This window comes from Kocuria sp. SM24M-10, from assembly GCF_001027955.1.
GTDB classification, from domain to species: domain Bacteria; phylum Actinomycetota; class Actinomycetes; order Actinomycetales; family Micrococcaceae; genus Kocuria; species Kocuria oceani.
Window position 1 is genome coordinate 1 of sequence record NZ_LDNX01000028.1, and the last position, 12779, is coordinate 12779.

General features: G+C 73.8%; 11 protein-coding genes, 1 pseudogene and 1 riboswitch. Of the genes and pseudogenes, 5 read left to right on the forward strand and 7 right to left on the reverse strand.

The window, feature by feature from the left end; all coding sequences use genetic code 11:
- Positions 1–99 precede the first annotated feature (99 nt).
- Complete coding sequence (locus ABL57_RS03275) at positions 100–1140, reverse strand: M14 family zinc carboxypeptidase (protein ID WP_047802022.1); 1041 nt, start codon at positions 1138–1140, stop codon at positions 100–102.
- Positions 1141–1287: 147 nt separating this feature from the next.
- Between ABL57_RS03275 and ABL57_RS03280 the strand changes: the two genes are divergently transcribed.
- Both ABL57_RS03280 and ABL57_RS03285 read left to right on the forward strand, forming a co-directional pair.
- Positions 1288–1674, forward strand: a complete 387-nt coding sequence (locus tag ABL57_RS03280) for a YidH family protein (protein ID WP_047802023.1) — start codon at positions 1288–1290, stop codon at positions 1672–1674.
- A 1-nt stretch (position 1675) separates the two neighbouring features.
- A complete protein-coding gene (locus ABL57_RS03285; protein WP_047802024.1) occupies positions 1676–2035 on the forward strand; it encodes a DUF202 domain-containing protein in 360 nt (119 codons plus the stop codon).
- Between the two features lie 79 nt (positions 2036–2114).
- Here the strand turns inward: ABL57_RS03285 and ABL57_RS03290 are convergent, their stop codons facing one another.
- Positions 2115–3401 (reverse strand): adenylosuccinate synthase, encoded by a 1287-nt coding sequence (locus ABL57_RS03290; protein WP_047802025.1) that lies wholly within the window; start codon positions 3399–3401, stop codon positions 2115–2117.
- 236 nt (positions 3402–3637) lie between these two features.
- On the opposite strand from ABL57_RS03290, the gene ABL57_RS03295 reads away from it, so the two are divergent.
- Positions 3638–5059: an amino acid permease gene (locus ABL57_RS03295; RefSeq protein ID WP_082157193.1), complete on the forward strand. Its 1422-nt coding sequence runs from the start codon at positions 3638–3640 to the stop codon at positions 5057–5059.
- A 123-nt stretch (positions 5060–5182) separates the two neighbouring features.
- Here ABL57_RS03295 and ABL57_RS03300 read toward each other — a convergent pair whose 3' ends face one another.
- From ABL57_RS03300 to ABL57_RS03320, 5 genes and pseudogenes are all read right to left on the reverse strand, one after another.
- The gene (locus ABL57_RS03300) at positions 5183–5599 is read right to left on the reverse strand and encodes a VOC family protein (protein ID WP_047802027.1); all 417 of its coding nucleotides are present in this window, start codon (positions 5597–5599) and stop codon (positions 5183–5185) included.
- Positions 5600–5601: 2 nt separating this feature from the next.
- Complete coding sequence (locus ABL57_RS03305; RefSeq protein WP_047802031.1) at positions 5602–6099, reverse strand: SRPBCC family protein; 498 nt, start codon at positions 6097–6099, stop codon at positions 5602–5604.
- Positions 6100–6105: 6 nt separating this feature from the next.
- Positions 6106–6453: pseudogene (locus ABL57_RS03310) on the reverse strand (ArsR/SmtB family transcription factor); the annotation flags it as partial.
- A 46-nt stretch (positions 6454–6499) separates the two neighbouring features.
- Positions 6500–7906, reverse strand: coding sequence for a hypothetical protein (locus tag ABL57_RS03315; protein WP_047802028.1), 1407 nt, complete (start codon positions 7904–7906; stop codon positions 6500–6502).
- On the reverse strand, positions 7894–8886 hold the full coding sequence (locus ABL57_RS03320; protein WP_047802029.1) for a glycosyltransferase: 993 nt from the start codon (positions 8884–8886) through the stop codon (positions 7894–7896). The genes ABL57_RS03315 and ABL57_RS03320 overlap by 13 nt, the downstream gene beginning before the upstream one ends.
- A 219-nt stretch (positions 8887–9105) precedes the next feature.
- Positions 9106–9208: riboswitch (SAM riboswitch) on the forward strand.
- A 68-nt stretch (positions 9209–9276) separates the two neighbouring features.
- Here ABL57_RS03320 and ABL57_RS03325 point away from each other — a divergent pair.
- Complete coding sequence (locus tag ABL57_RS03325) at positions 9277–10200, forward strand: methylenetetrahydrofolate reductase (protein WP_053004712.1); 924 nt, start codon at positions 9277–9279, stop codon at positions 10198–10200.
- A 106-nt stretch (positions 10201–10306) separates the two neighbouring features.
- Positions 10307–12724: a 5-methyltetrahydropteroyltriglutamate--homocysteine S-methyltransferase gene (gene metE, locus ABL57_RS03330; protein WP_047802030.1), complete on the forward strand. Its 2418-nt coding sequence runs from the start codon at positions 10307–10309 to the stop codon at positions 12722–12724.
- Positions 12725–12779: the final 55 nt, after the last annotated feature.

The following is a 12779-nucleotide window of genomic DNA, read 5'->3' on the forward strand; positions in this document are numbered from 1 at the left end:
GCCGCGCGCGGGCGGGACCGCCCGGTCCCGCCCGCGCCACGGCCCACGCAGGGCCGGGTGCGCGGGCCGCCCGACGCCGGGCGTTCCGCGCCGCCGCCGTCACTCCGTGCGGGTGGTCTGCTCCGGCAGCGTCTCCCAGAAGCTGGTGTCGGCGGTCCCGATCGACCCGTCCCCGATCGCCCGGGCCGTCTCCGTGAGGGTCAGCACCGTCTGGCGGATCAGGTAGCCGTTGCTGCGGGCGCCGAGGATGTAGTCCTCGCGGTAGTGGTCGGACATCCCGCGCATCTCGAACAGCAGCGTGGCCACCCCGTACTCGACCGCGATCCCGTTGCGGCTGATGGTCTCGGCCGTCCCGCCGACGTACTTGCCGAGCCGGCCCCAGCCGGTGGGCTCGATCGCGGCGTGCACCACGGCGCCGAGCTGCTGCGAGCGCCGGACGAGCTCGGGGTCGGCGTTCGGCGTCGTCGGGTACAGGATCGAGCCGGAGACGAGCTCCCCGTCCACCTCGGACTGCGTGCCCTGGTGGTGCAGGTCGATCATGTAGTCGATGTCGTAGGCGCCCAGCACGTTCTGGTGCAGCGCCTGCGTCTCGGGCTGCGTGCGGGCGACGTGGTCGCGGTTGAGGTCGATCCCGTTGGCGTTGTACCGGGTGAGGTGGCGGTCCTTGGCCAGGTAGTCGTCGAGCGGGAAGTCGACGTCGCCCATCGCGCCGTCCGGGTTGAGCATGGGCACCACGAGGATGTTCACGTTCCGGAGCAGGTCGGCGGACTTGCCGGTGCCCAGGGCCTTGATGAAGCTGAGCGCCCCTTCGGTGGTGAGCTGCTCGTTGCCGTGCTGCTGGGTCAGGTACAGGATCGTGGGGTTCTCGGGGTCGGAGACGTACTCGGCGAGGTAGAGGTCCCGGCCCTTGACGGACTGGCCGATGACCTTCAGCTCGAGCGCGTCCTGGCGCGCGTCCTGGTCCTGCAGCTCCGCGGCCAGGTCCTCGTAGGTGCTGAGGTGGGCGGTCGTGTACTGGCCGTTGCCGGGGTTGGGGCCCTCGCCCACGGCGGTGGCGGGCGCGGTGACGGCGCCGCCGGCGGCGAGCAGGGCCGCCAGGGCGAGGGCGGAGGTCAGACGTGCGGTGCGGGCGTGTTCCATGGGGGGCTCCTGAGGGGGGTTGGAGGGAGTCCCAGGGTATGGCGCGGACGTGATCCGGACAACAGTGCCGTCCCCGCCGCCCCCGGCGCGGGCGGGGCCCCGTGACAGGATGGGCCGTGGAACGACCGGGCGAGCGGAGGGCGGACGATGGGCGAGCAGCCGGGAACCCCGGGACGGCGCCGGCTGACCGAGCGGGTGCTCGGCGGCGGGGAGAACCCCGATCCCCGGTTCACCCTGGCCAACGAGCGCACGTTCCTCGCCTGGATCCGGACCGCGCTGGCGTTCCTGGCCGGCGGGATCGCGATCGAGGCGTTCACCGCGGAGCTGTTCGACGAGGCCGTCCGGACGTTTCTCGCGGTCGTCCTGCTGGTGCTGAGCATGCTGGTCAGCGCGGGCGCCACGTTCCGCTGGATCGGGGTCGAGCGGAGCATGCGGCGCGGGGCCCCTCTGCCCCTGCCCCTGATCGCGCCGGTGCTCGCGGTGGGCGGGGCGATCGCGGCGGGAGTCCTCGTCGTCGTCGTCCTGCAGGGCTGAGATGGCGCGCCCGCGGAGCCGCCGGTCCGCCCCGCCGCCGGAGCGCCCGCACGCGGACCTGGGCCTGCAGCCCGAGCGGACCACCATGGCCTGGGGGCGGACCCTGATGTCCTTCGTGGTGGTCTCGGCGGTCTTCCTGCGCTGGCTCCCCCAGCACGGGCCGTTCGTGCTGGTGCTCTTCGGGCTGGCGGTGCTCACGGCCGGGTCGATCTACCTGACCCAGCGGCCGCGGTACGCGCGCAGCGCCCGCGGGATCTCCCGGGAGGAGTCGGCCCCGGAGGCAGGGGCGGTGCTGGCCACCGCGCTCGCCGTGCTCGTGCTCGGCGCGCTCGGCGTCTGGGTGGTGCTCGTCCTCGTCTGACCCCGAGCTGCTGCGCCGAGCTGGCGCATGGCGGCGACCGCGCTCCGGTCGCCGCCACGTGCCAGCTCGGCGCGGGGGGTCAGTCGATGAGGTCGCGGACCACGATGGTGTCGTCGCGGTCCGGGCCCACGCCGATGGCGGACATCCGGGTGCCGCTCATCGACTCGAGCGCCTCCACGTAGGCGCGGGCGTTGGCCGGCAGGTCCTCCAGGGAGCGGCAGCCGGTGATGTTCTCCGTCCAGCCGTCGAAGTGCTCGAAGATCGGCTTGGCGTGGTGGAACTCCGTCTGGGTCATCGGCATCTCGTCGTGGCGCACGCCGTCGACGTCGTAGGCCACGCACACCGGGATCCGCTCGATGCCCGTGAGGACGTCGAGCTTGGTGAGGAAGTAGTCGGTGAAGCCGTTGATCCGGGAGGCGTGGCGGGCCATCACGGCGTCGTACCAGCCGGTGCGGCGCGGGCGGCCGGTGTTCACGCCGAACTCGCCGCCGGTGGTGCGCAGCCGCTCGCCCATCTCGTCGAACAGCTCCGTGGGGAACGGGCCGGCGCCCACCCGGGTGGTGTAGGCCTTGATGATCCCGATGGCGCGGGTGATGCGGGTGGGGCCGATGCCCGAGCCCACGGACGCGCCGCCGGCCGTGGGGTTGGAGGAGGTCACGAACGGGTAGGTGCCGTGGTCCACGTCGAGGAAGGTGGCCTGGCCGCCCTCCATGAGCACGACCTTGTCCTCGTCGAGGGCCTGGTTGAGGAGGTAGGTGGAGTCCACGATCATCGGGGCCAGCCGCTCGGCGTAGCCCAGGAAGTACTGCACGACCTCCTCGACGTCGATGTCCCGGCGGTTGTAGAGCTTCACCAGCAGCTCGTTCTTCTGCCGCAGCGCGCCCTCGATCTTCTGCCGCAGGATCGACTCGTCCAGGACGTCCTGCACGCGGATGCCCAGCCGGCCGACCTTGTCCATGTAGGCCGGGCCGATGCCGCGCCCGGTGGTGCCGATCGCCCGCTTGCCGAGGAAGCGCTCGCTGACCTGGTCCATGGTCTGGTGGTAGGGGGCCACCAGGTGGGCGTTCGCGGAGAGCCGCAGCCGCGAGGTGTCCGCCCCGCGCGCCTCCAGCCCGTCGATCTCCTCGAAGAGGGCCTGGGGATTGACGACGACGCCGTTGCCGATCACGGGGACGGCGTTGGGGCTGAGGATCCCCGCCGGCAGGAGCTTCAGCTCGAACTTGTCCCCGCCCACCACCACGGTGTGCCCGGCGTTGTTGCCGCCGTTGGGCTTGACCACGTAGTCGACGCGGCCGCCGAGCAGGTCGGTGGCCTTGCCCTTGCCCTCGTCGCCCCACTGGGCGCCGACGATCACGATTGCTGGCATTGACGGACTCTCCTGCCTGGATGACGCGGGAGCTCTCCCGCGGGGCCCGGCGGAGGCTCGCCCCGGCCGGGCACGACAACGCCCCTGTGTCGACCCGGTCCTGTCCGCACGCTCGAGGCGGCGCCGCGCCGGCAGGATGGAGGCCCAGGGGCTCGTACCGTGCAAGTCTAGCGGTACGTGACCGGGCGCACGCATCCGGGCCCGCCGCCCGGCAGCGCCGGGGTCCGATACCCTGGATGCCCATGAGTTCCCCTTCCTCCTGGACCCGGGCCGAGTCCGCCCCGGCGCGCCCGGCCGCACCGTCCGGGCCCGCGCCCGGCACCCACCTCAAGGCGCGTCACCTGGTGATGATGGCCCTGGGCAGCGCGATCGGCACCGGCCTGTTCATCGGCACCGGCGCCGCGATCCGCACGGCGGGGCCGGCGGTGCTGCTGTCCTTCCTGGTGGCCTGTGTGCTGCTCGTGCTGGTGATGCGGGCGCTGGGCGAGATGGCCGCCGCGGACCCGTCCCCGGGCGCCTTCTCCACCTACGCCGAGAAGGCCATGGGCCGGACCGTGGGCCGGACCCTCGGCTGGCTGTGGTGGGCGCAGATCGTGGTGGTCGTCGCGGCGGAGGCCACGGCCGCGGCCCAGCTGCTGACGGAGCTGTGGCCGGTGGCCGAGCAGTGGGTGCTGGCGCTGCTGTTCATGGTGGTGTTCACGGCGGTCAACCTGGTGAAGGTGCGCACCCTCGGGGAGACCGAGTTCTGGTTCGCCCTGATGAAGGTGCTCGCCGTGCTGGCGTTCCTGGGGGTCGGTCTGGCCGTGCTGCTGGGCCTGACCGACGTGCCCTCCCCCGGGCTCGGCAACCTCACCGCGCACGGCGGCTTCCTGCCCAACGGGCTCACCGGGGTCGCCGCCGCGCTGCTCGTGGTGATCTTCGCGTTCGGCGGCACGGAGCTGGTGACCATCGCTGCCGCGGAGACCGAGGACCCGCAGCACAACGTGGCGCGGGCCGTGCGCACCATCCTGGTCCGCATCCTCGTCTTCTACGTGGGCGCGGTGACCGTGATGGTGCTGGTGCTGCCGTGGGACGACGAGCAGCTCTCCGTGAGCCCCTTCGTGGCGGTGCTGGAGCGCGCCGGAGTGCCGGGCGCCGACGTGGTGATGGCCGTGATCATCATCCTGGCGCTGCTCTCGGCGCTCAACGCCAACGTCTACGGCTCGTCCCGGATGCTGTACTCGCTGGCCCGCCGCGGGTCCGCCCCGCGGGCCTTCGCCGACGTCTCCGCCCGCGGGGTGCCCCGGACGGCGGTGCTCGTCTCCGTGGCCTTCGGCTTCGGGGCGGTGGTGCTGAACTACCTGTGGCCCGAGACCGTGCTGCTGTGGATGCTCAACACGGTCGGCGCCACCTGCCTCGTGGTCTGGGGGCTCGCCCTCGTCTCCCAGATCGTGCTGCGCCGCCGCGCGGACCGGGACGGGACCGAGCTGCCGCTGCGGATGTTGGCCTTCCCGTGGCTGTCCTGGCTGGCGCTGGTGATCCTCGCCGGCATCCTGCTGCTCGGCCTGCTCGACGACGCCGTGCGCGGCCAGCTGCTGCTGACCGCCGCTCTGGTGCTGCTCATCGCGCTGGCCTCGAAGCTGCTCGGCCGCCGGGCCGAGCACGCCGGGCGGAACTGACCGGCGGCACACCGTCCCCGGCCACCGGCCGCGCCGCACGACGTGCCCCGGGACAGGCCGGGACCGGAGGCCGCGCCGGAACCGGCGTCGGAAGCCCCGTCAGCAACGCCGTCAGGGCCGGTGTCAGAGGCGGTGCTCGGGCGGGATCAGCGGCCGCTCGGCGCGGACCCGCAGCTCCTGCACCGCCCAGGAGTTGCCGTCGGGATCGCTGAAGCCGAAGACCGTGCCGCCGTCCCGCTCGTCGAGCACCGTGATCCCGCTGACCTCCACGCCCCGGGACAGCAGCTCCTCCCGGGCCGCCCGGGCGTCCGGGACCACCAGCTGGAGCCCGCGCAGGGACCCGGGGGCCATCTCCCGGTGGGCCGGGAGGTTGCCCACCACGATGGAGCAGCCGGACCCGGGCGGGGTCAGCTGGGCGATGTCCATCTGCTCGGTGGTGGTGTGGTGGTCGAGGCGGAAGCCGACCTGGTCCCGGTAGAACTCCACGGCCCGGTCGACGTCGCGCACCGGCACCAGCACCACCTCGAGAGTCCAGTCCACGCTCAGCCTCCCTGTCCGCCGAGCAGCCCGGCCAGCAGCTCCTCGAGCCGCTCGTAGCCCTCGGCCATGCCCTTCTCCATGCCGGAGCCGACCATCCCGTCGCGGGCCTCCTGCGAGGCGTGGACGGTGTGCCCGCGCAGCCGGCACCGGCCGCCGCCCAAGTCCTCGAAGCGCAGGTACTCGAGGTCGACCGCGTCGGGCCAGCCCTCGTACTCGAAGGTCTGGACGACCAGCTCGTTCTCGCGCACCGTGTGGAACACGCCGCGGAAGGCGTGCTCCTCGGCGCCGTCCTCGCCGCGCTGGACGAAGCGGTAGGCGCCGCCGGCGCGGAACTCGAAGCCGTCGATCCGGGTCCGCAGCCCGCGCGGGCCGATCCACTGCCGGAACAGCTCGGGGTCGGCGTGGGCGCGGTAGACCTCCGCCACGGGGAAGTCGAAGTCCCGCTCGAAGTCGATGTACGGCACGTCGTCGGGGACGGTCAGGTGCAGGGCGTGTCCCATGGTGGGCTCCTCCCGGTGCGCGCCGCGGGGTGCGGCGCGGGTGTCGAGCACGGCGTCGAGGCGGCGGAACTGCTCCTCCCGGACCAGCCGGTACCGGTCGATCCAGGCGGTGAGCGCCTCCAGCCGTGCGGGGTCCAGGTGGACGGGCCGCCGCTGGGCGTCACGGGTGCGCGTGACGAGCTGCGCCTGCTCGAGGACCTGGATGTGCTTCGAGACCGCCTGCGTGGAGATCGCGAAGGGTTCCGCCAGTTCGGTGACCGTGGCCGGGCCCCGGCTGAGCCGGGCGACGATCCGCCGCCGGACCGGGTCGGCGAGGGCCAGGAAGGCCCGGTCGAGCAGGTCGTCGTCATCCACGGCTTTTGTCAACGTCTTCCTTGATCAACCAGTTAGTTGTTCAAGACTACGCCTGACGGATCGGTACGGCTACCTCCGAGGCCTGATCGTGACACTCGTCCGTCCCCTCCTCCGGCACCACCGATTCCTGCCGCCTCCCCGGAGCGAGCTCGGCCGGAGCCGGGCGGGGCCGGGCGGCGGCGGCCAGGCACGCGGCGGTCAGCACGGCGAGCCCAGCCGGCACGCCGCGGTTGACAAAGAGCGCGTGGATCTGGGAGTGGTTGCTGAGCACGATGTACCAGACGGGCACAGCGGCCGCGGGAAGGGCCAGGACGAGCGCCACCGCCCACCGAGGAGGCCCGCCCCGCCGCAGCGCAAGCACCAGGCCCCCCGCCGTCGCCAGCACACAGGAGCCCAGCACGAGCTCCGCGGTGGGCACCATGTCCCACCAGTAGCGGATGTTGGTGCGCAGTCCCGCGCCGAACGCCTCGGAGACCCCCGGGTGGTCCCCGCCGGTCCGGTTCCCGACGTTCCTCCGGACCACCTCCACGGTGGCCGGGACACCGAGGAAGGCGCCGGCGATCACCCACCGGGCAGCCCAGGTGACGGCGAAGGCCACCGGCCAGACCGCGCCGGCCAGGAGCACCGCCCGGAAGGTCGCACCGAGCGCGCGGCGGTGGAACCACGTCGCGGCGCCCACGGTGAAGGCGGACATTGCCCATGGCACGGCGGGGGTGGTCAGGAGGTCCACGAAGCAGAACAGCGCCGCGCCCAGGGCGGCGCCCGCGCAACCCAGGTGGGGTGAACGGCCGGCCCCGAGGACGGAGAGGATCACGGACAGGAAGATGAAGGCGATGGAGATCGACTGGCTGAAGGAGCTCGAGGGGGTGGACAGCAGGTTCGTCCCTGCGACGTACGGAAGCACCAGGGCCAAGCCCACGGTGGTGGAGGTGCGGGCGCGCAGCGCGAGGAACGCCCCGGCCAGGGCGACCACCATCAGGGTGCCCGAGACGATCCGCAGTCCCTCCAGCCCTGCCACGGCCAGGACGGGGCGGGTCAGCACGGTGTAGCCGGCCCAGTACTTGAAGTAGTCGTTGCCCTCGAGCACGGCTCCCTCGGAGATGGCCCGGAGGTCCTCCGGGCCGCCGCCGCAGGTGGCGATCCGGGGCATCCGAATGGCCCGGTTGAACGCCGACTCCTCCGGGGACGCGCCCAGTCCCGTGCCCGCCACCACGCACTCGGTGAAGGTGTCGGCCGGCGTGCCCATCCGGTCGACCACGTCATGCGGGCCATAGGTGCCGTCCTCGACCGCCGCGAGGAGGTTCTCGACGATCGGTCGATCCGGCACGGCCTGGCCCACCACCAGCAGCCCGAACAGGGCGAACTGCAGGACCAGGAGCATGCCCAGGCCCTGGAGCCAGGGGCGCAGCGGGGTGAGGCGCCCGCCGGTGCCCGCCGCGGTCACCGAGCCCACCGGCGCCTCTGCGCGGTGGGAGGCACGGGGTGGTCCGCCGCGGCGCCTCCGCTCCAAGGCGGAGCCGGCAGGCGCAGGTAGAACAGCCGGGAGGTCTCCCGCCGGATCTTCGCCTGACCATGCAGCAGGACCCCCATCAGCAGGAACACCCCGGCCAGGACCACGAGGGAGGCGGCCAGGAACGCCGTCGGAAAGCGGGGCACCAGTCCGGTGCCGGCGAACTCCACCACCACGGGCAGGCCCAGCACCAGGCCGAGCACGAACAGGACGAACGAGGCGGCACCGGCGACGAGGAAGGGCCGCTCGTGGAAGAGCAGCTGGACGAAGATTCCGAGGATCCGGAAACCGTCGTGGTAGGTCCGCAGCTTGCTCTCGCTGCCGTCGGCCCGGTCCCGGAAGCCGACCTCGACCTCGGTCTGCGGCACACGGGCGTTGACGGAGTGCACCGTCAGTTCGGTCTCGATCTCGAACTCCCGGGACAGCGCGGGGAAGGATTTCACGAAACGTCGCGAGAAGACCCGGTAGCCGCTGAGCATGTCGGTGACCTGCCGGCGGAAGGCGAAGGTGACGAGGGTGTTGAAGAACCGGTTGCCGGACTCGTGGCCGGCCCGGTAGGCGGTGCCGCTGATCTGGCGGCGCACCCCGAGCACGTGGTCGTAGGGGCCCGCCAGCAAGGTCGCGATCATCCGGGGCGCATCGGCGACGTCGTAGGTGTCGTCGCCGTCGATGAGCAGGTAGACGTCGGCCTCCAGGTCCGCGAAGGCCCGCCGTACCACGTTGCCCTTCCCCTTCTCCTCCTCGCGCCGCACGCTCGCGCCGGCCCTCCGGGCCGCCTCGGCGGTGCCGTCGGTCGAGCAGTTGTCGTAGACGTGGACCTCGATGCCGGGAATCGTGGCGTGCAGGTCGGTGACGACCTTCGCGATCGCGGCCTCCTCGTTGTGGCACGGCACGACCGCCACGATGTGGAGGGGACTGGCCATGAGGTCTCGTTCCTGGGGTTGCAGCGGCGGGAGCACCATCATTATGGCCGGGTGCGGCCGCTGTGCGAGCCAGGCGGGACCGTGGCGCCGCGCAGGTGCCGCGACGCCCGGTGTCGATGTTGCGCCGCGTGACGCGCCCGCCGTCACAGTCGACGCACCGGCGTTTTCTGCGCCGCCGGACTTGGCACCCGCCCGGGGCACCCGCTGGAATGGGTCCTGCATCTATCCAGAGCGGCCGAGAGACCTGGCTCGTCGACGCCGCAGCAACCATCCGCAGCCCCACGGGGCCGCGGAACGGTGCTCCCGCCAGGACCGATGGAGCTGCCGCAGCCTCCCGGGTCCGCCCCGGGACGGCCGGCGCCCTCCCTCGGGGTGACCCCAGGAGGTTCTGTGAGACGACCACCCGACCGGACGGCACCACCGCCGTCGCTGTCCTACGAGCTCTATCCACCGCGCTGCGCGGCGAGCGCCGAGACGCTGCTGCGGACCATCGAGGAGCTCGAGCCCACCCGCCCCGACCACGTCGCCGTGACGTACAGCGGGGATGCCCCGCGGCGGGCCGGGTCGCTGGCGCTGCTGGACCACCTCCTGGCCCGCACCGGCCTGCGGCCCGTGGCGCACCTCACGTGCGTGGGCAGCACGCGGGCCGAGCTGGAGGAGACCGTCGCCTCCCTGCTCCACCGCGGGGTCCGGGGCGTCCTGGCCCTGCGCGGTGACCTGGAGCCGGGCACCGAGCCCGGCGAGCTGGCCCACGCAGGGGACCTGGTGGAGCTGGTGCGCGAGGTCGAGCAGCGCCGCACCGCGTCCCTCGCCGGCGGACGGCTCGCCGTGGGCGTGGCCGCCTACCCGACCCGGCACCCCGAGTCGCCGTCCTTCCGCCACGACATCGAGGTGCTGCTGGCCAAGCAGCGCGCCGGGGCCGACTTCGCGATCACGCAGGTCTACTTCCGCCCGCAGCGCTACGAGCGCCTCGTGGCCTCCGCCCGGGCCGCCGGGGTGACGATCCCGATCGTGCCGGGCATCATGCCGGTCACGGAGCCGCGGCGGCTGGCCACGCTCTGCCGGCTCGCCGGGCTCCGGCCCCACCCGGGCCTGGCCGCGGCCCTGGATGAGGCCGCCGGCCCCGCGGAGCGGCACCGGGCGGGCGTGGCCTTCGCGACCCGCCTCGCCCGCGCGGCCCTCGACGCCGGGGCGCCCGGGCTGCACCTCTACACCTTCAACGAGCACCGGGCCGCCCTGGACCTGCTGGAGCGCGTGGACCTGCCGCGCGTGCCCCACCAGCCGGCGGCCCTGCCGGACCTGCTGCCCGCCTGAGCGGCGAGGGACGCCGCCCGGCCCGGCCGCCGTCCCGCACCTCTTCCCCGATCTCTGCCCGCACCTCTTCCCGAACCTCTTCCCAGACCTGCCGAGGAGCACACCCATGAGCACGACCACCTCTGCCGTCCCCTTCCCCGCCGCCACCATCACCGGCTACCCCCGGATCGGCCGGCGCCGCGAGCTGAAGCAGGCCCTCGAGGCCTACTGGGCCGGGCGCTCGACCCGCGAGGAGCTCGAGGCGGCCGCGGGCGAGCTGCAGCTGGCCACCTACCGCCGGCTGGTGGAGCTGGGCCTGGGCGCGCAGGACGCGTCCCTGCCCGCGGCCTTCCCCCTCTACGACCAGGTCCTCGACACCACCGTGGCCCTCGGGGCGGTCCCGTCCCGCTTCGCGGACCTGGCCGGGGCGGACGGGCGCCTGGACCTGGACGCCGGCTTCGTGCTGGCCCGCGGCGACGCCGGGCGGGCACCGCTGGAGCTGACCAAGTGGTTCGACACCAACTACCACTACCTGGTCCCCGAGATCGGCCCCGGGACGCCCTTCACCGCCTCCGCCGGCCGGCTCGTGGCCGACGTCCGCCGCGCCGCCGAGCACGGCTTCACCGTCCGCCCCGTCCTCGTGGGCCCCGTCTCCTACCTGCTCCTGGCTAAGGCCGACGACGACGCCCCCGCGGGTTTCGACCCCCTGCAGCGGCTCGCCGACCTGCTCCCGGTGTACGCCCGGCTGCTCGACGAGCTCGCCGCGGCCGGCGCCCCGTGGGTGCAGCTGGAGGAGCCGGCGCTCGTGGCCGACCAGGACGTGCCCGCCGCGCGGCTCGCCGCGGCCGTGCAGGAGGCCTACGCGGCGCTCACGGCCGCGCCCGGGCGGCCGCGGATGCTCGTCACCACCCCCTACGGCTCCCCGGGCGCCCTGCTGCGCCCGCTGGCCCGCAGCGGGGTCGAGGCCGTGCACCTGGACCTGGTCAAGGGCGCGGCCCCCGCGCCCGCGGAGCTGTCGCTGTTCGCGGACGAGGGCGCCCCGGTGCTCGTGGCCGGGGCGGTCGACGGGCGCAACGTGTGGCGGGCCGACCTGGCCGGCCGGCTCGACGAGCTGGAGGACCTGGTCCGCGCCGGCGCCCGGGTCGCCGTGGCCAGCTCCACCTCCCTGTTCCACGTCCCGCACGACGTGGCCGAGGAGACCCGGCTGCACCCGCTGCTGCGCAGCTGGCTCGCCTTCGCCGACCAGAAGGTCGGCGAGATCGTCACCCTGGCCCGCGGTCTCGCCGCGGGGCGCGGGTCGGTCGCGGACCAGCTGGCCGAGGCCACCGCGGCCCGCCGCTCCCGCGAGGGCGCCCCGGGGGTCCGGGACGGCGCGGTGCGCGAGCGGGCCGCGTCCCTGACTCCCGCCGAGATCGGCCGCGCTCCCGCCGAGGTGCGCCGCGCCGCCCAGGAGGGCCGGGCCTTCACGGCGTCCGGTCCCCTGCCCCCGCTGCCCACCACGACCATCGGCTCCTTCCCGCAGACCGCCGAGGTCCGCGCCGCCCGCGCCCGGCACCGCGCCGGGTCCATCACGGACGCCCAGTACGACGGGTTCCTGCGCGAGGAGATCGAGCGGGTGGTGCGGCTGCAGGAGGAGTTGGGGCTCGACGTGCTGGTGCACGGCGAGGCCGAGCGCAACGACATGGTGCAGTACTTCGCCGAGCACCTGGACGGCTTCGCGACCACCGTGCACGGCTGGGTGCAGTCCTACGGCTCCCGCTGCACCCGCCCGTCGATCCTGTGGGGCGACGTCAGCCGGGAGGGCCCGGGGCTGCGCGGCGAGGCGTTCACGGTCCCGTGGATCGGCCACGCCCAGTCCCTCACCGACCGGCCCGTCAAGGGCATGCTGACCGGCCCGGTCACGATCCTCGCGTGGTCCTTCGTGCGCGACGACCAGCCGCTGGAGCAGACGGCGCGGCAGGTGGCGCTGGCGCTGCGGGACGAGGTCGCGGACCTGGAGGCCGCCGGGATCGGGATCATCCAGGTCGACGAGCCGGCCCTGCGGGAGCTGCTGCCGCTGCGCCGGGCCGATCAGCAGGCGTACCTCGGCTGGTCGGTGGACGCGTTCCGCCTGGCCACCTCGGGCGTGCGGGACGAGACCCAGGTCCACACCCACCTGTGCTACTCCGAGTTCGGCGAGGTCGTCGGGGCGATCGACGGCCTGGACGCAGACGTCACGAGCATCGAGGCGGCCCGCTCCCGGATGGAGGTGCTCACGGACCTGGAGGCCGCCGGCTTCTCCCGCGGGATCGGCCCCGGCGTGTGGGACATCCACTCCCCGCGGGTGCCCGCGCAGGAGGAGATCGAGCAGCTGCTCGAGCGGGCGCTCGAGCACGTGTCGGCACGGACCCTGTGGGTCAACCCGGACTGCGGCCTGAAGACCCGCGGCTACGAGGAGACGAGGGCCTCCCTGGAGCACCTCGTGGCGGCGGCCCGGACCGCCCGGGAGCGCCTGGCGCAGCCGGCGGGGCCGGCGCTGATCGTCCAGCACGGTTCGCCCGCCTGACCACGGCGGCACCGAGCGAGCGGCGGGGCCGCCCACGGGATCCCGTGGGCGGCCC

Bases quoted from the DNA above. Each gene is read 5' to 3' on its own strand.
- ABL57_RS03275 (WP_047802022.1), bottom strand. From the start codon at position 1,140: ATGGAACACGCCCGCACCGCACGTCTGACCTCCGCCCTCGCCCTGGCG.
- ABL57_RS03280 (WP_047802023.1), top strand. From the start codon at position 1,288: ATGGGCGAGCAGCCGGGAACCCCGGGACGGCGCCGGCTGACCGAGCGG.
- ABL57_RS03285 (WP_047802024.1), top strand. From the start codon at position 1,676: ATGGCGCGCCCGCGGAGCCGCCGGTCCGCCCCGCCGCCGGAGCGCCCG.
- ABL57_RS03290 (WP_047802025.1), bottom strand. From the start codon at position 3,401: ATGCCAGCAATCGTGATCGTCGGCGCCCAGTGGGGCGACGAGGGCAAG.
- ABL57_RS03295 (WP_082157193.1), top strand. From the start codon at position 3,638: ATGCCCATGAGTTCCCCTTCCTCCTGGACCCGGGCCGAGTCCGCCCCG.
- ABL57_RS03305 (WP_047802031.1), bottom strand. From the start codon at position 6,099: ATGGGACACGCCCTGCACCTGACCGTCCCCGACGACGTGCCGTACATC.
- ABL57_RS03320 (WP_047802029.1), bottom strand. From the start codon at position 8,886: ATGGCCAGTCCCCTCCACATCGTGGCGGTCGTGCCGTGCCACAACGAG.
- metE (WP_047802030.1), top strand. From the start codon at position 10,307: ATGAGCACGACCACCTCTGCCGTCCCCTTCCCCGCCGCCACCATCACC.